The sequence below is a fragment of the Caulobacter sp. NIBR2454 genome (assembly GCF_027474405.1).
Taxonomy (GTDB): domain Bacteria; phylum Pseudomonadota; class Alphaproteobacteria; order Caulobacterales; family Caulobacteraceae; genus Caulobacter.
In genome coordinates this window covers 2726880-2748386 of the sequence record NZ_CP114871.1, presented here as the reverse complement: position 1 = coordinate 2748386, position 21507 = coordinate 2726880, and the positions used below count along the sequence as shown (strand labels likewise).

Sequence of the window (21507 nt, the reverse complement as noted above, 5' to 3'; positions counted from 1 at the left end):
TGATGGATCGTGTTGAAACCCCTGATGAAATCATAGCTAGATTTCTGGCGTTGAGCGGGCGGCCAGTCCCATCACCAACCCTGCCCCAACCTCCGCGCCATCCTCGCCCGCGCTGAGCCTCCCCACCTCCGCCGCCCTCTCCGCCATGGCCGCGTCCGCCAGCAACCGCTCCAGCACCGCCGCCACCGCCTCCGCCCTGAACCGCTCGCGTTTGAGGACGGCGCCGACCCCGCGCGCGGCGACGCGGGCGGCGTTGTCGTGCTGGTCGCCCAGGTGGGGGACGACGAGTTGGGGGCGGCCGGCGCGCAGGGCTTGCTGGGTGGTGCCGACGCCGCCCTGGTGGACGTTGGCGGCGGCGCGGGGGAACAGCAGGGAATAGGGGGCGTAGGGGACGGCGATGGCGTCGGTCGCGCCCTGGGTCAGGCTTTGGTCGCCGTCCGGGCCGACCAGCAGCACGGCGCGGCGGCCCAAGGCGCGGGCGGCGGCCAGGCCCTGGGCATAGAAGTCGTCGGCGATGTGGACCGCCGCGCTGCCCAGGGTGAAGACGATGGGCGGCTCGCCCGCGTCGAGGAAGGCGGCCAGGTCGGGCGGCAGGGTCGGCGGGCCGCCGGCCTCGCTGTCATAGGCGGCGTAACCGGTGATGTGGGTGTTCTTCGGATGGTCGGGCAGGGGGCCTCCCAGCTGGGGCGAGAACAGGCCCAGGATCAGGTCGGCGCGCCAGGGGGCGTCGAAGATCACGTTGTCCTTGGTCGGGGGCAGGCCAAGCTCCGCCCGGGCGGCGTTGAGGCGGCGGGTCCAGCGGGCGGTCGGCAGGCGGCCAAGCGCCAGGGTGGCGCGGTTGAGGGCCAGGCCGGCGCGGCTGGTCCGGGGCCTCAGCCACGGCGCGCCGGGCAGGGGCGGCGGCTCGTGCGCCGACATGAACAGCATGGGCGACAGGGCGACGGAGACGAAGGGCACGCCCAGGCGCTGCGCCGCCAGCAGGGCGCCCATGGCGAAGGGGGCGCCGGCGATGATGTCGGCTCCCTCGCCGATCTCGATGAGGCGGCGTGCGCCGGCGGCCATGTTGGGCAGGACGACGTGCTCGTAGAACCAGAAGTCGGAGGCGGCGATCTTGCGGGTGATGCCGGCCAGATCCAGGCCCAGCTCGGACTGGAAGTCGGCCAGGTTGAGGCTGGCGTCCTGGAAGACCAGGCCCTCGGCCTCGACCTTGGGGCGGTACTCGGCCTGGGTGGCGATCTCGACCCGCGCGCCCCGGGCGTGCAGCGCCTTGCCCAGGGCCAGGAAGGGATGCAGGTCGCCCAGGGAGCCGGCGGTGGCCAGAATGATCCGACGCACCGCCATGCTCTTGATCCCCCTAGGCGTAGGTCTGCAGGGCGCGGACCTCCAGGGCGCTCGTCTCGGCCATGGGCGAGGCGATGGCCTGGGCGGCGGCGAGGGCGCCGGCGGCGGTGGTGTAGTAGGGGATCTTCGACATCAGGGCGGAGCGGCGGATCTCGAAGCTGTCGGCCAGGGACTGCTTGCCCTCGGTGGTGTTGAAGACCAGCTGGACCTCGCCGTTCTTCATGGCGTCGACGATATGGGGGCGGCCCTCCAGCACCTTCTTGACCACCTCGACCTTGAGGCCTTGTTCGGCCAGGTAGGCGGCGGTGCCGGTGGTGGCCAGGATGCGGAAGCCGGCCTGGATCAGCAGGCGGGTCGGCTCCAGGATCCACGGCTTGTCGGCCTCGCGCACCGAGACGAAGGCGCAGCCCGAGCGGGGCAGGGTGACGCCGCCGCCCAGCTGGCTCTTGGCGAAGGCGCGGGCGAAGGCGGGCATGAAGTCCTCGCCCTCGCGGCGCCAGTCCAGGCCCATGACCTCGCCGGTGGAGCGCATCTCGGGGCCAAGCACGGTGTCGACGCCGGGGAAGCGGGCGAACGGGAAGACCGCCTCCTTCACCGCGATGTGGTCGTAGGGCTTGTCGGTCAGGCCGAAGCTGGCCAGGGGCACGCCGGCCATCACCTTGGCGGCGATGGAGGCCACGGGCTGGCCGATGGTCTTGGCCACGAAGGGCACGGTGCGGCTGGCGCGGGGGTTCACTTCGAGCACGTAGATGCGCGGGTTTTCGCTGTGCGGTTCCTCGATGGCGAACTGCACGTTCATCAGGCCGCGGACCTTGAGCGCGAAGGCCATGGCTTCGGTCTGGCGCTTCAGCTCGGCGATGGTGTCGGGCTTGAGCGAGAAGGGCGGCAGGGAGCAGGCGCTGTCGCCCGAGTGGACGCCGGCTTCCTCGATATGCTCCATGACGCCGGCCACGAAGACGGTCTCGCCGTCGCACAGGGCGTCGACGTCCACCTCGGTGGCGCGGTTCAGGTACTGGTCGATGAGGACGGGGCTGTCGCCCGACACCTGCACGGCGGTGCGGATGTAGCGGTCCAGCTGCTCATCGTCATAGACGATCTCCATGGCCCGGCCGCCCAGCACGTAGGAGGGGCGGATGACCACGGGGTAGCCGACCTTGTGCGCGCCGGCGAAGGCTTCCTCGGCGCTGCGGGCGATGGCGTTGTTGGGCTGGGCGATCTTGAGCTCATGCAGCAGTTGCTGGAAGCGCTCGCGGTCCTCGGCCAGGTCGATGGCGTCGGGGCTGGTGCCCAGGATCGGGATGCCGGCCTGCTCAAGCGCGTTGGCCAGCTTCAGCGGGGTCTGGCCGCCGAACTGGACGATGACGCCCAGCAGGGTGCCCTTGGTCTGCTCGACCGCCAGCAGCTCCAGCACGTCCTCGGCCGTCAGGGGCTCGAAGTACAGGCGGTCGGAGGTGTCGTAGTCGGTGGAGACGGTCTCGGGGTTGCAGTTGACCATGATCGACTCGATGCCGATCTGGTCCAGCGCGAAGGCGGCGTGGCAGCAGCAGTAGTCGAACTCGATCCCCTGGCCGATCCGGTTGGGACCGCCGCCGAGGATGACCGCCTTCTTGGCGCCGGTGGGCTCGCTCTCGCAATCGGGCAGCTGGCCCAGGGCGCCGGTCTCGTAGGTCGAGTACATGTAGGGGGTGTCGGCGCGGAATTCGCCGGCGCAGGTGTCGATGCGCTTGTAGACCGGGCGCACGCCGTGGGCGTGGCGCTGGCTGCGGACCTCGGCCTCGGTCAGGTTGGTCAGCTTGGCCAGGCGGGCGTCGGCGAAGCCCATGGCCTTCAGGCGACGGAAGTCGGCGGCGTTGTTGGGCAGGCCGCCGGCGCGGACCAGGCCCTCCTGGCGCACGATCTCGGCCAGTTGCTCCAGGAACCAGGGCTCATAGGAGCAGGCGGCGTTGATCTCCTGGACGGTCAGGCCGTGGCGGAAGGCCTGGGCGATGACGCGCAGGCGGTCCGGCGTCGGGTTGCCCAGGGCGCGGACCACGGCGGCCTTGCCGGTGTCGGGGTCCTCGGCGCCCTCGATCTCGATGTCGTCCAGGCCGTTGAGGCCGGTCTCAAGACCGCGCAGGGCTTTTTGCAGGCTCTCGGCGAAGGTGCGGCCGATGGCCATGACCTCGCCCACCGACTTCATGGAGGTGGTCAGGTACGGCTCGGAGCCCGGGTACTTCTCGAAGGCGAAGCGCGGGATCTTGGTGACGACGTAGTCGATGGACGGCTCGAACGAGGCGGGCATGGCGCCGCCGGTGATGTCGTTGGCCAGTTCGTCCAGGGTGTAGCCGACGGCCAGGCGCGCGGCGACCTTGGCGATCGGGAAGCCCGTGGCCTTGGAGGCCAGGGCCGAGGAGCGCGACACGCGCGGGTTCATCTCGATGACGACCATGCGGCCGTCCTTGGGGTTCAGCGCCCACTGGACGTTGGAGCCGCCGGTCTCGACGCCGATCTCACGCAGCACGTCGATGCTGCCCTTGCGCATGCGCTGGTATTCTTTGTCGGTCAGCGTCAGGGCCGGGGCGACAGTGATGGAGTCGCCGGTGTGGACGCCCATCGGGTCGATGTTCTCGATGGAGCAGACGATGATGCAGTTGTCCGCCTTGTCGCGGACGACCTCCATCTCATACTCCTTCCAGCCCAGGACGCTCTCTTCGATGAGCACCTCGGTGGTGGGCGACAGGTCGAGGCCGCGCTCGACGATCTCTTTGAACTCTTCGACATTGTAGGCGATGCCGCCGCCGGTGCCCGCCAGGGTGAAGGACGGGCGGATGATCGCCGGCAGGCCCACGAAATCGAGGCCTTCCATGGCCTCTTCCATCGTATGGGCGGCCTTGGAGCGGGGGCTTTCCAGACCCAGCTTGTCCATGGCGTCGCGGAATTTCTGACGATCCTCGGCTTTGTCGATGACGTCGGCCTTGGCGCCGATCATCTCGACGCCGAACTTCTCCAGCACGCCCATGCTTTCCAGCGCCAGGGCGGTGTTGAGCGCGGTCTGGCCGCCCATGGTGGGCAGCAGGGCGTCGGGACGCTCCTTCTCGATGATTTTGGCCACGATCTCGGGGGTGATCGGCTCGATATAGGTGGCGTCGGCCACGTCCGGATCGGTCATGATCGTGGCCGGGTTCGAATTGACCAGCACGATGCGATAGCCCTCGGCGCGCAAGGCCTTGCAGGCCTGGACGCCGGAGTAGTCGAACTCGCACGCCTGGCCGATGACGATGGGGCCCGCGCCGATGATCAGGATGGATTTGATGTCTGTGCGTTTGGGCATGTCGGTCTCGCGCGCAAGGGCGGTCGCGCGGCGGCGCGCCCGTCCCTTAGGTCAGATTGCAGGTTAAGGGGGTCGTTTAGAGACGAGTGACCCGCCGCGCAAGGACGCAGAGTCGGGAAAGATGATGAACGCCTGTTCGGCCTGTGGACAGGCCGGCGCGGTCTTACTTGGGCAGCCAGGCGTTCGCTTCGACCAGCTTGAAGCCGGGGGTCTCGATGACGCACTGGCGCAGTAGGAAGCTGTGGCCGGCCCCATAGATAACGACGATGCGGTCGCCTGGCTTGGCCGGTTGCAGGATGCGCGCGCAGATCTTGAAGTTGCGCTCATACCAGCCCGTCAGCAGGGCCGCGCCGGGCTGTTCGTCCCCGCCGCCGATCAGGCCGATCTGGCGGTAGAAGTCCTGACCTGCCCTGATCTGGTCCTGTGTGTTCAGATGACGCAGTACGGCCGGCGTTCCGCCCTTGGCGAACAGGGTCTCCTGCGCCTTCATCTGGGCCTTGATCCCGACCATGTGGCTGTCGAGGAAGGCGTTCTGGTTGTGAGCCGCGGCGTATTCCTTGACGGGGCCGTAGGGGAAGTTTCCATCCACATCGACGCCCTCGATCACCGCGCCGGTCTGCTTGGCCAGGCGGTAGCCGAGCTGGACCACCTCGTTGCGCTCGCTTCGGTGCCCCTTGAGGCCGGTCTGCAGGTATTCGGTGTAGCGCTCGGCGGTGATCTTTTGCGGCCATTCCACCGCGATGCGGGTGGGCTTGAACTTGGCCAGAGCATCGACGGTCCTGACCACGCCGGCCTGCTGCTTGGGCGTCAGCACGTCTTCATAGGTGGCGTTGTTGATGTCAGCGCCCGGATTGGACATGTGGAAGGCGCCGACGATCATCACCTCGACCGGCGCCCGCTGGGCGGCGTGGACGGGCAGGGCGGCGGCGGCCAGGACGGCCCCGGAAATCCAGCCGGCGACGGCGCAGCTGATCAGACGCTTGGTGCGGTAGGTCAGGTTCATGACCGTCTGATCGCGCGGGATAACGCCGGAATCCAGTGAACTTTCAGACAGGATTTCGTGCTGTCAAACCCGGCTCACCAGCTCCAATCGGCGGCGCTTGTCTTGCAGCCGCCGTCCTTCCAGCCCTTCCACGCGCGGCCTCGGACGACCTGGCCTGTAGGGGCGCCGGTGGGCTCTCCGTTGGAGAGGGCCAGGCCGCCATTGATGACCACATCGCGTACGCCGACCGCGAACTGGCGCGGGTTCTCGTAGGTCGCCTTGTCCGCGACGGTGGCCGGATCGAAGATCACCACGTCGGCGTAGTAGCCGGCCTTCAGGGCGCCGCGGTCGCGCAGGCCGAGATTGTGGGCCGGCAGGCTGGTCATCTTGCGGACCGCCTCGGTCAGGGGCAGGGCCTTGTCCTCGCGCACGTACTTGCCCAGCAGGCGGGCGACATTGCCGTAGGCGCGCGGGTGGGTGGAGGATTTGAGGAACACGCCCTCCGGCGCCAGGGCGGCGGCGTCGGAGCCGAAGCTCATCCAGGGCAGGGCGGTCTGGCGGCGGACATTGTCCTCGCTCATCAGGAAATAGACGACCTGGACGCGGCTGCCGTCCTCGATGATCAGGTCGATGATCGCATCCTCGGGGCTGACGCCGCGGGCCTTGGCGACCTCGGCCAGGGTCTTGCCGGTGAGGGGCTTGAGCGCTTCGGACCGGAAGCCGACCAGAAGCGTGCCTTCGGCGCCGGCGTGGCGGTACAGGCTTTCGAAGTCGGGCTTTGCGGCCCGCATCTCGGTCAGGACCCGGGCGCGGATGGCGGGGTCCTTCAGCCGCTCGATCCACGCCTCGCGGCCGCCGGCCTGGACCCAGGTGGGCATGGCGGCGTCGAAGCCGGTGGAGCCGGCGGTGTAGTTGTACATGTTGGCGGTGATGCGCTGGCCCTTGGCGCGGGCGGCCTCGATGCGAGCGATGACGGTGTCGAGCTTGCCCCAGTTGTCGCGGCCGGCGGCCTTGAGGTGCCAGATCTCGGCCGGGGCGCCGGCGCGGCGGCTGATCTCGATCAGCTCGTCCACGGCCTCGACCAGGCGATCGCCCTCGCTGCGCATGTGGGACAGATAGACGCCGCCGCAGCGCCCGGCCTCGGTGGTCAGGGCGACCAGTTCGTCGGTCTCCGCATAGGTACCCGGCGCATAGATCAGGGACGAGCCGATGCCCAGGGCGCCGTCCTCCATCGCCTGGACCACGATCTGGCGCATAGCCGAAAGCTGCTCTGGCGTCGGGTCCACGTCGCCCTCGCCCAGGATCATGACGCGGGGCTGCTCGGCTCCCAGCATGGAGGCGACGTTGGGGGCGATCCCGCGCTTGGTCAGGCCGACCAGGTATTCGTCCAGGGTGTTCCACCAGATGTCGTACTTGATGTCGCCCTGGCGCGATTGCTCCGCCGCCTTCATGGCGGGGGTGAGGGGACCCATGGACGAGCCCTCGCCCATGACCTGGAGCGTCACGCCCTGCTTGAGATCGGACAGGCCACGGCCGTCGGCGATCAGGCTGTCGGTGGCCCAGCTGAGCATGTTGATGAAGCCAGGCGAGACGGCCTGACCCGTGGCGTCGATTTCCTTCGCCCCCGCGCCGGGCGCCTTTGGCCCCACATAGACGATGCGCTCGCCCTTGATGCCGATGTCGCCGGTAAAGGGCGCCGCGCCGGAGCCGTCGATCACCGACCCGCCACGGATCACCAGATCATAGGCCGGGGCGGCGAGGGCCGAGGTGGCGAGCAGGGCCGAGACGGCGAAGGTGGCCAATGTCGGAAAACGAGGGAAGTTCGTCATTTCAGCTATCGGAGGCCTCTGGCATCAGGAGCGGGAAGGAGACCCTACCCATGCTCAGCTTGCGTCCCAACTGCGAATGCTGCGACCGCGATCTGCCGGCGACGAGCCTGGAGGCGCGCATCTGCACCTTTGAATGCACGTTCTGCGCCGATTGCGTGGACAATCGGCTGGGCGGGGTCTGTCCCAACTGCGCAGGCGAACTGGTGCGGCGGCCGGTGCGGCCGGCGGCGGCGCTGCTTAGACACCCGGCGTCGACCGAGCGGGTGGTCGGCCGGCATGCCACCTGCGCGGCCTAGAGGATCAGCGACCGAACCAGGCGGTGACGGCGTCCCGCTCCGCCTGAGTGAGGTGCAGGCCGAGCTTTGACCGCCGCCACAGGGCGTCCTCGCCACAGCGGGCCCATTCGTTATCGCGCATGTGACGAAGTTCAGCCTCGAACACGCCGCGGGCGATCTGGACGCCCGGGCCGTCCGCCAGCATGGCGTCGATCATCGTGCCGTAGGCGCGGCACAGGCGGCGGACGACAGGTTCGGGCAGGTCACTGTGCTTGCGCACCTGTTCAGCGGCGAAGGCGTCGAAGTCGGCGATGTCGCCGCCGGGCAGGATCGCCTTGGCTGTCCACGGTCCGGCCTCGAACCCCATCAGCGGCTGAAGCTTTTCCATGGCGTGTTCGGCCAGCTTGCGGTGCGTGGTCAGCTTGCCGCCGAAGATCGACAGCATGGGCGCCTGCCCCTCCGGCGCGTCGATGTCGAAGACGTAGTCGCGGGTGACGGTCGAAGCGCTGACCCCGCCGTCGTCATACAGCGGCCGCACGCCTGAATAGGTCCAGACGACATCGGCCGGGGTGACCGGTGTCTTCAGGTACTCGGACACCAGTTCGCACAGATAGGCGGTCTCGTCCCCGCTGGCCGCCACCTTCGCCGGATCGCCGTCATAGGGGATGTCGGTGGTGCCGATCAGGGTGAAGTCCTGCTCGTAGGGGATGACGAAGGCGATGCGGCCGTCGCTGTTCTGGAAGGTGAAGGCCTGGTCGCCATCGTGCAGGCGGGGGACCACGATGTGGCTGCCCTTCACCAGACGCGGGGCGTGGTGGGCCTTCGCCCCCGACAGCTTCAGGGTCTCGCCCACCCAGGGACCGGCGGCGTTGACTACCGCGCGGGCGCTGACCTGCCGCGCAGCGCCGTCGTCGGACCGCAGATCGACCAGCCAGGACGCGCCCTGCCGCCGGGCGGATGTCGCCTCCCAACCCACCAGGATCTCCGCACCACGATCGGCGGCGTCGCGGGCGCACAGGGCGGTCAAGCGGGCGTCGTCGGCCCAGCAGTCGGAATATTCGAAGGCCAGCCGGTAGCGGTCCAGCAGCGGATCGAGCCGATGTGAAGACCGCCGGCTGATCGTCCGCGTCCCGGGCAGGCTGCGCCGGCCGCCGATGTGATCGTAGAGGAACAGGCCGATCCGCAGCATCCACGGCGGCCGCAGCCCCTGATGCACCGGCAGGACGAAGCGCAGCGGCCAGATCACGTGCGGGGCGGCGGCCAGCAGGACCTCGCGTTCGGCCAAGCTCTCGTGAACCAGGCGAAACTCGTACTGCTCCAGATAGCGAAGCCCGCCATGGACCAACTTGGACGAGGCGGACGAAGTCGCCCCCGCCAGATCACGACGTTCGCACAGAACAACGCTCAGGCCGCGGCCGGCCGCGTCGCGGGCGATGCCGGCGCCGTTGACGCCTCCGCCGATGACCAGAAGATCGACTTGGCTCATGAAACCCCTTTATGGGTTTGGATTCTGTACTGTCGGACGTCTGTGACAATAGGCGTCTTTCATGGCGTCGCGATGAGGTCTAGCGTCGTCGGGGTTGTGAGGGCGCCATGAGCCGCGTTGAAGAAGCACTCGCCCAGATCGGGGTGATGACGCGCGCTCAGTCTGTCAGCGCCGCCATCGGCGCGTTTGAACGCGCCATCGAGCCGTTCGGCGCCCGCACCTATTCCACCTGGGTCCTGGCCAATCCCGAGCGGATGGACCCGCGTCTGGGCATGGTCTCCAACTGGGCCGACGAGTGGACAGAATACTATCTGGCCAAGCAGCAGTATCTGGTCGATCCGGTGGTTCAGCGCGCCCTGACCCAGCCGGGCGGCTTCACCTGGGCCGACATCTCGCGCACCACGTCCCAGGCCAGCACCGAGCTGTTCCGTGACGCGCGGCAGTTCGGCCTGGCCGACGGCTTCACCCAGCCGGTGGGCACCGGCGGCCTGCTCAACGCGGCGGTGGTCAACGTATCGGGACCGACCATCCACTGGACCGACATGGACCAGGGGGTGATGTCCTTCGTGGCCAGCACCTTCATGCAGCGCCTGCTGCACCTGCGCGAGGTGCGGCTGCAGCCGGCGGTGAAGACGCTGTCGCCGCAGGAGCGCCGTATCCTGAACCACGCCTCGCTGGGTCAGAGCGACAAGGTCATCGCTCTGGACCTGGAAATCTCGCCCGAAACGGTGCGTACGCACTGGAAGCGCATCTTCGCCAAGCTCCAGGCCGACGACCGCGCCCAGGCCGTGGCGGTGGGCATCTGGTCCGGCCAGATCGCGCCCTAGCAACCTGAGGGTGTCCCTGTCCCCGTTTTGGGGGACTGCCGCCAGGGAAGGCGCCGCCTCATCCTGCATCCCGTCGGACTTCGACCGTACTGGAGCAGGCCATGGCCATCGTCATTCGCGCCCATCACCGCAGCGCCTTCGGGGGATTGCTGAATGAGGCGTTCCGTCTTCGCCGCCGCATCTTCATGGAGACCCTTGGCTGGAAGCTTCCCGATCTGGCGGGCGACGGCGAGCGCGAGATCGACCAGTTCGACTTCACCCCGGCCGTGCATCATCTGGTGGCGGTCAACGACGCGGGGCAGGTTGTCGGCACCTGCCGACTGACGCCGTCGGACGCGCCCAACGTCACCTGCGACGTGCTGCAGGCCCAGATCGGCGCGCCCCTGCCGCGGTCATCGAAGATCGTCGAAAGCTCGCGCTTCTGCGTGGACCTGTCGCTGTCTCGCGAAGAGCGCACGGCGATCATGGGCGACCTCTACATCTCGCATGGCGAACTGGCCGAAGACATGGGCTGGACCCAGACCATGGGGGTCTATTACCAATCGTCGCTGGAGGCCCTGATCCGCCAGGGCTTCGCGGTGGACGCCCTGGGCGCGCCGATCCGCTTCGCGCCGGGCGACCCGTTCTCGTATCCCTATCTGATGACCGCCTCGACCGATGGGCTCGAGCGCATGATGGCCGCCTTCGGCGCGCCGCAGGGCAAGCTGCAGGACCCTGAGAAGGACTCCCGCCTGCTGCGGCGCTTCCGCGAAGCGCCCGTCCGCACGCCGCAGCTGATGGAGGCTCGCTGATGTCGGTTCGGGGATCTTTCTCTGGCGCGGCCATGACGCGCCTGGCCGCCAACGCCCTGACGCATCCGGATGCGATCAGCAGCGATGAGCTGCGCGCCCTGGCCGAGTACCATACGCGTCTCAGCCGCCGGGAGCGGGCGGTCCTGTTGAACGTCACCCGGCGTCTGGTGGAGATCGAGCACAAGGAGGGCCCGGCCGCCGTGGAGCGTCGCCTCTACGAGGTCTGCGCTGTCATGGGGACAGCCGGAAACGCGTGATGACCGACCTGAATATTTTATGGTCCAGCTTGGCTCCGAAGCTTGAGGACACTAGGGTTCGCGCTCTTTTGGAGACGCGCCCATGCATGGAGTCATCGAGACAGCCCACCCGCTCCTCGACCGGCTCCGAAGCGACACTGCAACTCGTCACGAGGCGCTCGAAGCGGGCCTCGCCCTCCTAGAGCCGCCGCTTTCGCCGGATCGATTCCGGCGCGTCCTGGAAGGGTTCTACGGCTTTCATGTGGTTTGGGAGCCGGCGGCGGCGACGAGGTTCGCCGATTTCCTGCTGCCGCGGCGTCGACTGGCCTGCCTCAATCGCGACCTGACCGCTCTGGGGCTGTCGGAAACGGTGATCGACGCCTTGCCACGCTGCAAGGCGGCGGCTGACCTGGCCCGCGATCCCGCCAGCGTCTTGGGCGCGGCCTATGTGCTGGAGGGCTCCAGCCTGGGGGGCAAGGTGATCACTCGCGCCCTGGCGGGCCAGGCCTGGCTGCCATCAGGCGGATTTTCCTACTTTGATCCCTATGGCGACCAGACCGGCGTCCGATGGCGCGAAACCCGCGCCTTCATCGAACGCGAAGGCGCGCGATCAACGGATGCGGTCGTTGCGGCGGCGGGGGAGACTTTCGACCTGCTCACCGCGTGGCTGACCGGAGACCGCGCTTGAACGCGACCCTAGATAGCGACGCCTGCGCTCAGGAGCCCATCCGCATACCCGGCGGAATCCAGCCCCATGGGGCGATGCTCGTCCTGGCGCCGCGCGACTTGTCGGTGCTGCAGGCCAGCGCCAACCTGACCAGTCTTCTGACTCTCAAAGCCGGGGTGACGAACCCCGCGCGCCTGCAGGACATCGTCGGCGGCGAGGCCCTGGCCCAGGACGTAGCCCGCTGGACGGAGCAGGAGGAGGGCGCGTTCCTGCGCACCTGCGACATGGGCGAGCGGACCGTGCAGGTCCTCGGACATCGGACATCCCAAGGCGTCATCCTGGAATTCGAGGCGCCGCCGGATTCGGAGCGGGAGACGTTCGAGGCGCTGTATCCCCGTCTGCGGACGTTCATGGACGAGATCACCCCGGCCGACGACGTCCAGGCTATCGCCGGGCACACCGCGCGGCTGGCGCGGGAGCTGACGGGCTTCAACCGGGTGATGATCTACCGCTTCGATCCAGACTGGAACGGGATGGTGATCGCCGAAGACGGCGACGGCGTGCTTCCGTCCTATCTGGACCTGCGATTTCCGGCCTCGGATATCCCTGCCCAAGCGCGCGAGCTTTATCACCTCAATCGTCTGCGTCTGATCCCGGACGCCAACTACGTCCCGGCGGCGCTGGAGCCGGCCATCAGCCCGGCGGACGGCAAGCCGCTGGACCTTAGTCTGGCGGCGCTGCGCAGCGTGTCGCCGATCCACCTGCAGTACATGCGCAACATGGGCACCCTGGCGTCCATGTCGATCTCGATCCTGATCGACGGGCGCCTGTGGGGGCTGATCTCCTGCCACAACGCCGAACCCAAGCGGCTGAACGCACAGGCGCGCGCGGTGTGTGACTTCCTGGGCCAGATCGTCTCGCTCCAGATCGGCGCTCGCGAGCGCGCCGCTCATGCCGCCGAGCGTATCGAGCTGAAGAAGGTCGAAGCCGGGCTGCTGGCGGAACTGGCCCGAGCGGAAAACTACAAGGCGGGCCTGCTAGAGAACCCGGCCGCCTGGTTGGGCCTCACCGGCGCTTCGGGCGCGGCGGTGATCGCGGACGGCGAGATTCTGGTGGCGGGCGACACCCCTCCGATGGAGCATCTGGTTCGTCTCGCCGCATGGCTGAAGCGCCTTAAGGTGGACGAGGTGTTCGTCACCGACATGTTGTCCCAGCACTGGCCGGATGCGGAGTTGCTGTCGGAGACGGCGGCGGGCGCGCTGGCGATCTCGATCTCGCGCATCCACCCTAGCTACATCGTCTGGTTCCGCCAGGAGGTGGTGCGCACGGTGGCCTGGGGCGGCGATCCGCGCAAAACACCTGTCGATCCGCACCAGCCGCTCAGCCCCCGGGCTTCCTTCGAAACCTGGAAGGAAAAGGTCCGCCTGCGCTCGGCGCCCTGGCGCGAGTCCGAGATCGAAACGGCCCGCGACTTCCGTCACGCCATCGTCAACTTCGTCCTGAAGAACGCCGAGGAGAAGGCCGAGCTGACCGAGGCGCTGCAGCGCACGAACAAGGAGCTGGAATCCTTCTCATATTCGGTGTCGCACGACCTGCGCGCGCCGTTCCGCCACATCGTCGGCTATGCGGAGCTGCTGAGTGACCGCGAACAGTCGCTGGACGACAAGTCGCGCCACTATCTGGACAGCATCAAGGATGCGGCCCTTTCGGCGGGGCGTCTGGTGGACGACCTGCTGAACTTCTCGCAGATGGGCCGGGCCAGCCTGACGATGACGCGCGTCGATATGGACAAGCTGGTCCGCGAAGTGCGTATGTCGCTGGAGCCCGACGCCGCCGGCCGTGACATCCAGTGGGAGATCGATCGCCTGCCGCCCGCCTGGGGCGATGGCCCCATGCTGCGGCAGGTGCTGGTCAACCTGATCGACAACGCGATCAAGTACACCCGCGACGCGACACCGGCTAAGATCGGGATCACCGGCGAAGAACGAAGCCGCGACACCCTCTATCGCATCAGCGACAATGGCGTCGGGTTCGACATGGCCTATGTGGGCAAGCTGTTCGGCGTGTTTCAACGGCTGCATCGGGTCGAGGATTTCGAGGGTACCGGCATCGGCCTGGCCCTGACCAAAAGGGTCATCGACCGCCACGGCGGCGAGATCCTGGCGGAGGGAACCCCGAACGGCGGAGCTACGTTCACTTTCGTCCTACCAAAACGCTGAGCGGAGAAAGTCTTGGCCGACCTGCGACCCATCCTTCTGGTTGAAGACAACCCCAAGGACCTGGAACTGACCCTCGCCGCACTGGCCAAGTGCCAGCTGGCGAACCAGATCGTCATCGCCCGCGATGGCGAGGAAGCCTTGGACTATATCCACCAGACGGGTGTTCACGCGGATCGCGACCCGGGCGATCCCGCCGTGGTTCTGCTCGACCTGAAACTGCCCAAGATCGACGGGCTTGAGGTTCTGGAGCGGATCAAGGGCGACGCCGCACACCGGCAGGTGCCGGTGGTCATGCTGACGTCCTCCCGCGAGGAGCGCGACCTGGTCCGCTCCTACGAGCTGGGCGTGAACGCCTTCGTGGTGAAGCCCGTGGATTTCAACCGGTTCTTCGAGGCGATCCAGGACCTGGGCATGTTCTGGGCGATTCTCAACGAGCCGCCGCCCAGGGGTGTGCATGCCCGCTGACGGCGAAAAGACCCGGTCCAATCTGCTACGCATCCTCCTGCTGGAGGACAGCGCGATCGACGCCGAACTGCTGGCCAGCCATCTGGAGAGGGCCGAGTTCGAGTTCGAGATCGTGCGCGTCGTCAATCGCCGCACGTTCGTGGAAAGCCTGGCGGTCGAGGATATCGACATCATCCTGGCCGACTATTCCCTGCCGGATTTCGACGGCCTGTCGGCCCTGACGATCGCGCGCGAACTGGTCCCGACCGTGCCCTTCATCTTTGTCTCGGGCGTGGTGGGCGAGGAGTTCGCCACCAACGCGATCAAGCGGGGCGCCACCGACTATGTGATGAAGCGCAACCTCTCGCGGCTGCCGACCGCCGTGGAGCGGGCGCTGAACGAGGCGCGCGAACGCGCCGATCGCCGAAAGGCGGAAGACGCCCTACAGCAGAGCGAAGTGGGGATGCGCCTGGCGGTCGATGTGGCGGGCCTGGGTCTGTGGGAGTTTCGTCCGCAGACCGGTCAGCTGCATTGGGACGCCCGCTGCAAGGTGATGTTCGGCCTGCATCCCAACGCCGAGGTCACCTACGAGACCTTCCTCGCCGGTTGCCATCCCGATGACCGCGCCCGAATGGACGCCGCCGTGCAGCGCGCGGTCAGCGTCGAGAGCGACAGCTTCGCCGACGAATATCGGGTGATCACGCCGGACGGCGAGGAACGCTGGATGAGCACGCGCGGCCAGACAGTCTTCCGCGACGGGGTCTGCGAGCGCTTTCTGGGCGTGCTGCGCGACATCACCGAGGAAAAGCACGTCGAGCACGTGCTGCAGGACCACGCAAAGGCCCTGGAGAAGGCGGTGCAAAATCGCACCCGCGAGCTTTCCGAGCAGATCGCCGAGCGCGAGCGGGTTGAAGACACCCTGCGCCAGATGCAGCGGCTGGAGGCGGTCGGGCAGCTGACCGCGGGCGTGTCCCACGACTTCAACAATCTGCTGACGGTGATCCTGGGCAATGTCGGCTTCGTCGAACGCGCCCTGGAGAAAGGCGTCATCGACGACAAGGTCCGCCGTCGCCTTAACGACATGCGCACCGCCGCCGAGCGGGGCGCGACCCTTACCAGCCAGTTGCTGGCCTTCTCGCGCCGCCAGAAGCTGGAGCCCAAGCCCGTCGACCTGAACGAGACCGCCCGCAGCATGCGGGGCCTTCTGCAATCGACCATGGGCGGCAGCGTGCGGCTTGAGACGGTGTTGAAGGCGGGTCTGTGGCCAGCCCTGGTCGACCCCACCCAGATCGAGATGATCCTGCTGAATCTGGCGATCAACGCGCGCGACGCCATGGAGGTCGGCGGCTCGGTCACGGTCGAGACGGCCAATGTGACCTTGGTCGACGCCCCGCTGCGGCCCGAGGAGCCGACGCCGGGCGACTATGTGATGGTCTCGGTGTCCGACACCGGCACGGGCATGAGCGACGACATCCTGGCGCGCGCCTTCGAGCCGTTCTTCACCACCAAGGACGTGGGCAAGGGCTCGGGCCTGGGTCTGGCCCAGGTGTTCGGCTTCGCCAAGCAATCGGGCGGCGGCGTGCGCATCGAGACCAAGCTGGGCGAGGGCACGTCCGTGAAGGTCTATCTGCCCCGCGCCTCGCAGGCCGCTCGCGCGGCCGCTGTCGAAGCGGTGTTCCCCCGCGGCGACGGCCTGGCGAATCGCAAGATTCTGGTCGTCGACGACGACAGCGCCGTGCGCGAAGTGACCGCCACCATCCTACGCGAACTGGGGTGCGTGGTGATCGAGGCCGGGAGCGGCCGAGCCGCCCTCGACGCGCTCGAACGCGAGGAGGGGATCGACATGCTGCTGGCCGACTACGCCATGCCCGGCATGAACGGCATGGACACGGCCCGCGCCGCCCGGGCCATGCGCCCGAACCTTCCCGTGCTGTTCATCACCGGCTTCGCCGATCTCGCCGCGCTAAAGGACGCGGGCGAGGATCGCATCGTCCAAAAGCCGTTCCGCGACGGCGAACTGGCGGCCAAAATCGAGGCCATTCTGGGTTCTGCTGACGCGATTTCGAACGTCGTGTCGATCCAGCGGGGCGGGTAAAAGTTTTGCTGGCCTAGCTCCCGCGCCCCGGTTATGGGTGACAGCGCTGTCATAAGTACGACAAAGACGGGACAGCGGGAAACGTCCATGATGAACACCAAGGCTGTGTCCCAGAGCCCCCTTGAACGCCGAGTCACGGCGCTATGCCTCTTCGACCAGTTTTGATGACCGAAGCCATGCTTGATCGAGTTCGTGAGACCATGTCCGACCGTGCCCCCGAGCAGCTGGCTCTGGTCGGCGATATCGGCGGCACCAACGCCCGTTACGGCCTTGTCGACCTCAGCGTCGAGAAGCCCGAAATCCTCGACGCCCATGGCTATCTGACCAGCGACTATCCGCGCTCGCTGGATTCGGTCGCCGCCTATCTGGAGCGGGTCGGGCTGAAGCGTCCCCCGCACCTGGCGGTGATCGCCGTAGCCGGACCGATCGTCGACGGCGCCATCCGCTTCACCAACCTGGACTGGGAGCTTTCCGAGACTGGCCTGGTGGACATGGGCTTCGACGACGCCCGCCTGCTCAACGACTACGCCGCCCTGGCGCTGGCGGCGCCGCTGCTGGAGGCCGGCGACACGCATCAGATCGGCGGGCCCGCCATTGTCTCGAACCAGAAGACCATCGCGGTGCTTGGCCCAGGCACGGGCTTTGGCGTTTCGGCGCTGGGCCGCGACGGGACGGGTCACGCCGCCATGGCCACCGAGGGCGGCCACGTGGCCTTCGCCCCGGTTGATGAAGTCGAGATCGAAATCCTGCGCATCCTGATGCGCAAGTACGGCCGCGTCTCCACCGAGCGCATCCTGTCGGGTCCGGGCCTGTGCGACCTGCACGACGCCCTGTGCCAGATCGACGGCAATGGGGCGCCGCATCGCGACCCGGCCGAGATCACCCGCCGCGCGGTCGAAGGCGACGCATCGGCCCTGCGCACGGTCAACCGCTTCTGCGCCATTCTGGGTTCGGTGGCCGGCGACCTGGCCCTGGCCTTCGGGGCGCAGGGCGGGGTCTATATCGGCGGCGGCATCGCCCCGCGAATGCTGGACATCCTGGACGCCAGCCCGTTCCGCGAGCGCTTCGAGGACAAGGGTCGATTCCGGGGTTATCTGGAAGCCATTCCGGTCAAGGTCATCCTGCGGCCCTACGCAACTCTGCTGGGCGCGGCGCATGCGCCGCGGCTGCTCGCCCTCGGCTAAGCTTGGCCGGAGCGATTGACGGGGCGGCCTGACCTTCATAGCTTCGCGGCGTTCAGCGGGGGCGTTCAGCGGGGGCGTTTGGTAGGTGCGGTCGATCACAATCAACGACGTGGCGGCCAAGGCCGGCGTCTCGATCAAGACCGTCTCGCGGGTCCTGAACCGCGAGCCGAACGTCAAGGACGACACGCGCGAGCGGGTGCTCGCCGCGGTTTCCGAGCTCAACTACAAGCCCAATGTCTCGGCCCGCAGCCTGGCGGGATCGCGCTCCTATCTGATCGGCGTGTTCTTCGATAACCCCAGCCCGGCCTACAACGCCGACGTCCATCTGGGCGCGGTGCTGCGTTGCCGGGAGGAGGGCTATCACCTGCTGGTCGAACCCCTGGATTCCACCGCCAGCGATTTCGGCGCGCAGCTGATCCCCATGCTGGCGACCCTGCGGGTGGACGGCGTGCTGCTGACGCCGCCGGTCTGCGACAACCCGGTGCTGCTCGACGCGCTGGAGGCGGCGCAGGTTCCCTATGTCCGCGTGGCGCCGGATGGTCAGCGCGACCGAGCGGCCTATGTCTACATGGACGATCGCCGCGCGGCCGAAGAGATGACCAGCCATCTGATCGACCTGGGCCACCGCGACATCGGCTTCATCAAGGGCCACCCCGACCACGGCGCCTCGCATCTGCGCGAGGAGGGCTTTCGCGAGGCCATGCGCAAGCACGGCGTGAGCGTCCGTGAGGACTGGGTCGTGCAGGGCTGGTTCTCGTTCCAGTCGGGCTTCGAGGCGTCGAAGGTTCTGCTGGGCGCCAAGGCGCGGCCGACGGCCGTCTTCGCCTCCAACGACGACATGGCGCTGGGCGTCATCGCGGCCGCCAACCAGCTTCGCCTGACCGTGCCCGACGACCTTTCGGTGGCCGGATTCGACGACACCCCTAGCGCCCGCATGGTCTGGCCGCAGCTGACCACCATCCGTCAGCCCATCGCCAACATGGCCGCCGCCGCCGCCGATCTGCTGATCAGCGGCGAGATGACGACGGACAACGGCTCGCCCGCCAATCGTCTGCTCGACTTCGAACTGGTCGTCCGCGATTCCACAAAGCCGCTGAAGGCCTGATACGCTTCAGTCGAAACGATAGCGCCAGTTCGCGTTGACAGCGTTGTCATACCGCGCATAGCTTGACGCCACAAAGAAAGCCGGGTCGCCGGCTGCTCCCGGGAGAATACGTCCATGAAGCTCGCCCCCAGCCTCACTGCGCTCGCCCTCGTGCTGGCCGCCGGCTCCACCGCCGCTGTCGCCGCCGAGAAGCTGACCCCCTCGGGTCCGGCCACGGCCAATCCGGCCCTGTGGCCCAAGGCCAAGAGCCCGGCTTCGATCACGGACGCCAAGACCGAGGCGTTCATCACCGACCTGATGGCCAAGATGAGCGTCGAGGAAAAGGTCGGCCAACTGGTCCAGGCCGACATCGGCTGGATCAAGCCGGAAGACCTTCGCAAGTACCCGCTGGGTTCGATCCTGGCCGGCGGCAATTCGGCCCCGGACGCCAACGAGCGCGCGACGCCGCAGCGCTGGATGGAGTTCCTGCGCGAGTTCCGGGCCGTGGCCCTGGAAAAGCGCGACGGCCACGTTCCGATCCCGATCATGTTCGGCATCGACGCCGTTCACGGCCACAACAACGTCGTCGGGGCCACCGTCTTCCCGCACAATATCGGCCTGGGCGCCGCCCGTGATCCGGAGCTGATCGGCCGCATCGGCAAGGCGACCGCGGACGAAGTCGCCGTCACCGGCGCCGACTGGACCTTTGGCCCGACCCTGGCCGTGCCCCGCGACGACCGCTGGGGCCGCGCCTATGAGGGTTATGGCGAGAACCCCGAGATCGTCCTGTCCTACGCAGGTCCTATGACGCTGGGCCTGCAGGGCAAGCTGGTCGCAGGCCAGTCGCTGGCCAAGGGCCATATCCCCGGCTCGGCCAAGCACTTCCTGGCCGATGGCGGCACCAAGGACGGCAAGGACCAGGGCGACTTCGTCGGGACCGAAGCCGAGCTGATCCGCGATCACGTCCAGGGCTATATCCCGGCGATCAACGAGGGCGTCCTGACCGTCATGGTCTCGTTCTCGTCGTGGAACGGCGTCAAGCACACGGGCAACAAGTCGCTGCTGACCGACGTGCTGCAAAAGCAGATGGGCTTCGAAGGCTTCACCGTCGGCGACTGGAACGCCCACGGCCAGGTGGCCGGCTGCACCACCACCAGCTGCCCGCAGGCGATCAACGCCGGCCTCGATATGTTCATGGCCCCCGACAGCTGGAAGGAGCTCTACGACAACACCCTGGCCCAGGCGAAGTCGGGCGAGATCGGTATGGCGCGCATCGACGACGCCGTGCGCCGCATCCTGCGCGTGAAGGTCAAGTCAGGCCTGTTCGACGCCGGCCACTACGAAGGCGTCGAGGGCAAGTTCGAGCGCCTGGCCGCGCCGGAGCATCGCGCCATCGCCCGCGAGGCGGTGCGCAAGTCGCTGGTCCTGCTGAAGAACAACGGCGGCGTGCTGCCGCTGAAGGCCAACGCCAAGATCCTGGTGGCGGGCGACGGCGCCGACAACATCGGCAAGCAGTCGGGCGGCTGGACCATCGACTGGCAGGGCGCGGCCAACACCAACGCCGACTTCCCGCAAGGCCAGTCGATCTATGGCGGCATCGCCGAAGCGGCCAAGGCCGCCGGCGGCTCGGCCGAGCTGAGCGCCGACGGCTCGTTCAAGACCAAGCCCGATGTGGCGGTGGTGGTGTTCGGCGAGAATCCCTATGCCGAGTTCCAGGGCGACATCCCGACCCTGGACTACCAGCCGGGCGACGCCCGCGACCTGGCCCTGCTCAAGAAGCTGAAGGCCCAAGGCATTCCGGTGGTGTCGGTGTTCCTGTCGGGCCGCCCGATGTGGACCAACCCCGAGATCAACGCCTCCGACGCCTTCGTCGCCGCCTGGCTGCCGGGCACGGAAGGCGGCGGCGTGGCCGACGTCCTGCTGCGCAAGGCCGATGGTTCGGTGAACCACGACTTCAAGGGCAAGCTGTCCTTCTCCTGGCCCAAGACCGCGGCCCAGATCCCGAACGTCGGTGAGCCGGGCTACGACCCGCAGTTCGCCTATGGCTACGGCCTGACCTACGCGTCCAAGACCAATGTGGCCAAGCTGTCGGAAGTGTCGGGCGTCCCGGACGTGAAGATCAATACCGACGCCTTCTTCGGCGCGGGCCGTGTCCTGACCCCCTGGATCGTGCAGATCGGCGATCCGTCGGGCCTGGCCACAGCCAATGCCGTTGGCGCCACCAAGAGCCCCGGCGGCCTGTCCGAGATCAAGCCGGTGGACGGCGAGGCCCAGGAATCGGCGCGCGGCGTGACCTTCAGCGGCCCAGGCGAAGGCCGCCTGGTTTTCGCCGGTCCGCCCATTGACCTGACCCGCCAGACCAACGGCGACCTGGCCCTGGCCATCACCTGGCGCCAGGACGAAAAGCCCCAGGGCAAGGTGAGCGTCGGCGTCGGTTGCGGCGACAGCTGCGGCGCGGCCTTCGACTTCACCGCGGCGGCCAAGGCGGCTCCGGTCGGGCAGTGGACCACCACCAGGATCAAGCTGTCCTGCTTCCGCGATATCGGCCTGGACGTGTCCAAGGTCTCCGCGCCGCTGTTTGTGAACGCCGAGGGCCGGTTCGCCTTCTCGTTCTCGAAGGTGGAGCTGGTCCCCAGCCCCGGCGGCGCCGCCTGCCCGGCGCGCTGAACTCACGCGCGGCAAGCTGGGGATTAACCTAGCTTGCCGCTTGCGTCGGTCAGGAAACCAACCGCTACTG

16 protein-coding genes are annotated in these 21507 nt (G+C 67.8%); 11 read left to right on the top strand and 5 right to left on the bottom strand.

The window, feature by feature from the left end; translation table 11 throughout:
- Window positions 1–36 precede the first annotated feature (36 nt).
- From O5K31_RS13320 to O5K31_RS13305, 4 genes are all read right to left on the bottom strand, one after another.
- Window positions 37–1335: a glycosyltransferase gene (locus O5K31_RS13320; RefSeq protein ID WP_269714092.1), complete on the bottom strand. Its 1299-nt coding sequence runs from the start codon at window positions 1333–1335 to the stop codon at window positions 37–39.
- Window positions 1336–1354: 19 nt separating this feature from the next.
- Window positions 1355–4651 (bottom strand): carbamoyl-phosphate synthase large subunit, encoded by a 3297-nt coding sequence (gene carB / locus O5K31_RS13315; RefSeq protein WP_269714091.1) that lies wholly within the window; start codon window positions 4649–4651, stop codon window positions 1355–1357.
- Window positions 4652–4814: 163 nt separating this feature from the next.
- Window positions 4815–5654, bottom strand: coding sequence for a DUF5694 domain-containing protein (locus O5K31_RS13310; RefSeq protein ID WP_269714090.1), 840 nt, complete (start codon window positions 5652–5654; stop codon window positions 4815–4817).
- A 74-nt stretch (window positions 5655–5728) separates the two neighbouring features.
- The gene (locus O5K31_RS13305; RefSeq protein WP_269714089.1) at window positions 5729–7462 is read right to left on the bottom strand and encodes an N-acyl-D-amino-acid deacylase family protein; all 1734 of its coding nucleotides are present in this window, start codon (window positions 7460–7462) and stop codon (window positions 5729–5731) included.
- Window positions 7463–7512: 50 nt separating this feature from the next.
- Here O5K31_RS13305 and O5K31_RS13300 point away from each other — a divergent pair, with 50 nt between their 5' ends.
- Window positions 7513–7758, top strand: coding sequence for a DUF1272 domain-containing protein (locus tag O5K31_RS13300; RefSeq protein ID WP_269714087.1), 246 nt, complete (start codon window positions 7513–7515; stop codon window positions 7756–7758).
- 4 nt (window positions 7759–7762) lie between these two features.
- Here the strand turns inward: O5K31_RS13300 and O5K31_RS13295 are convergent, their stop codons facing one another.
- Entirely contained in the window at window positions 7763–9223 is a 1461-nt protein-coding gene (locus O5K31_RS13295) for a glycerol-3-phosphate dehydrogenase (RefSeq protein WP_269714086.1), read from the bottom strand.
- Between the two features lie 107 nt (window positions 9224–9330).
- Between O5K31_RS13295 and O5K31_RS13290 the strand changes: the two genes are divergently transcribed.
- From O5K31_RS13290 to O5K31_RS13245, 10 genes are all read left to right on the top strand, one after another.
- Window positions 9331–10050 carry a helix-turn-helix transcriptional regulator gene (locus O5K31_RS13290; protein WP_269714085.1) on the top strand — a complete coding sequence of 240 codons (720 nt, stop codon included), beginning with the start codon at window positions 9331–9333 and terminating at the stop codon, window positions 10048–10050.
- 101 nt (window positions 10051–10151) lie between these two features.
- Window positions 10152–10841, top strand: a complete 690-nt coding sequence (locus O5K31_RS13285; protein WP_269714084.1) for an acyl-homoserine-lactone synthase — start codon at window positions 10152–10154, stop codon at window positions 10839–10841.
- Between the two features lie 32 nt (window positions 10842–10873).
- Window positions 10874–11098, top strand: coding sequence for a hypothetical protein (locus tag O5K31_RS13280; RefSeq protein WP_269714082.1), 225 nt, complete (start codon window positions 10874–10876; stop codon window positions 11096–11098).
- Window positions 11099–11180: 82 nt separating this feature from the next.
- Window positions 11181–11765: a biliverdin-producing heme oxygenase gene (locus O5K31_RS13275; protein WP_269714081.1), complete on the top strand. Its 585-nt coding sequence runs from the start codon at window positions 11181–11183 to the stop codon at window positions 11763–11765.
- Window positions 11762–13963, top strand: coding sequence for an ATP-binding protein (locus tag O5K31_RS13270; RefSeq protein ID WP_269714079.1), 2202 nt, complete (start codon window positions 11762–11764; stop codon window positions 13961–13963). Before O5K31_RS13275 ends, O5K31_RS13270 begins: the two co-directional genes overlap by 4 nt.
- Before the next feature lie 12 nt (window positions 13964–13975).
- Entirely contained in the window at window positions 13976–14428 is a 453-nt protein-coding gene (locus tag O5K31_RS13265; RefSeq protein WP_269714078.1) for a response regulator, read from the top strand.
- The gene (locus O5K31_RS13260; RefSeq protein ID WP_269714077.1) at window positions 14418–16502 is read left to right on the top strand and encodes a response regulator; all 2085 of its coding nucleotides are present in this window, start codon (window positions 14418–14420) and stop codon (window positions 16500–16502) included. The genes O5K31_RS13265 and O5K31_RS13260 overlap by 11 nt, the downstream gene beginning before the upstream one ends.
- A 200-nt stretch (window positions 16503–16702) precedes the next feature.
- Window positions 16703–17686 carry a glucokinase gene (glk, locus tag O5K31_RS13255; RefSeq protein WP_269714076.1) on the top strand — a complete coding sequence of 328 codons (984 nt, stop codon included), beginning with the start codon at window positions 16703–16705 and terminating at the stop codon, window positions 17684–17686.
- Between the two features lie 85 nt (window positions 17687–17771).
- Window positions 17772–18791 (top strand): LacI family DNA-binding transcriptional regulator, encoded by a 1020-nt coding sequence (locus O5K31_RS13250; RefSeq protein ID WP_269714075.1) that lies wholly within the window; start codon window positions 17772–17774, stop codon window positions 18789–18791.
- A 114-nt stretch (window positions 18792–18905) separates the two neighbouring features.
- A complete protein-coding gene (locus O5K31_RS13245; protein ID WP_269714074.1) occupies window positions 18906–21437 on the top strand; it encodes a glycoside hydrolase family 3 protein in 2532 nt (843 codons plus the stop codon).
- Window positions 21438–21507: the final 70 nt, after the last annotated feature.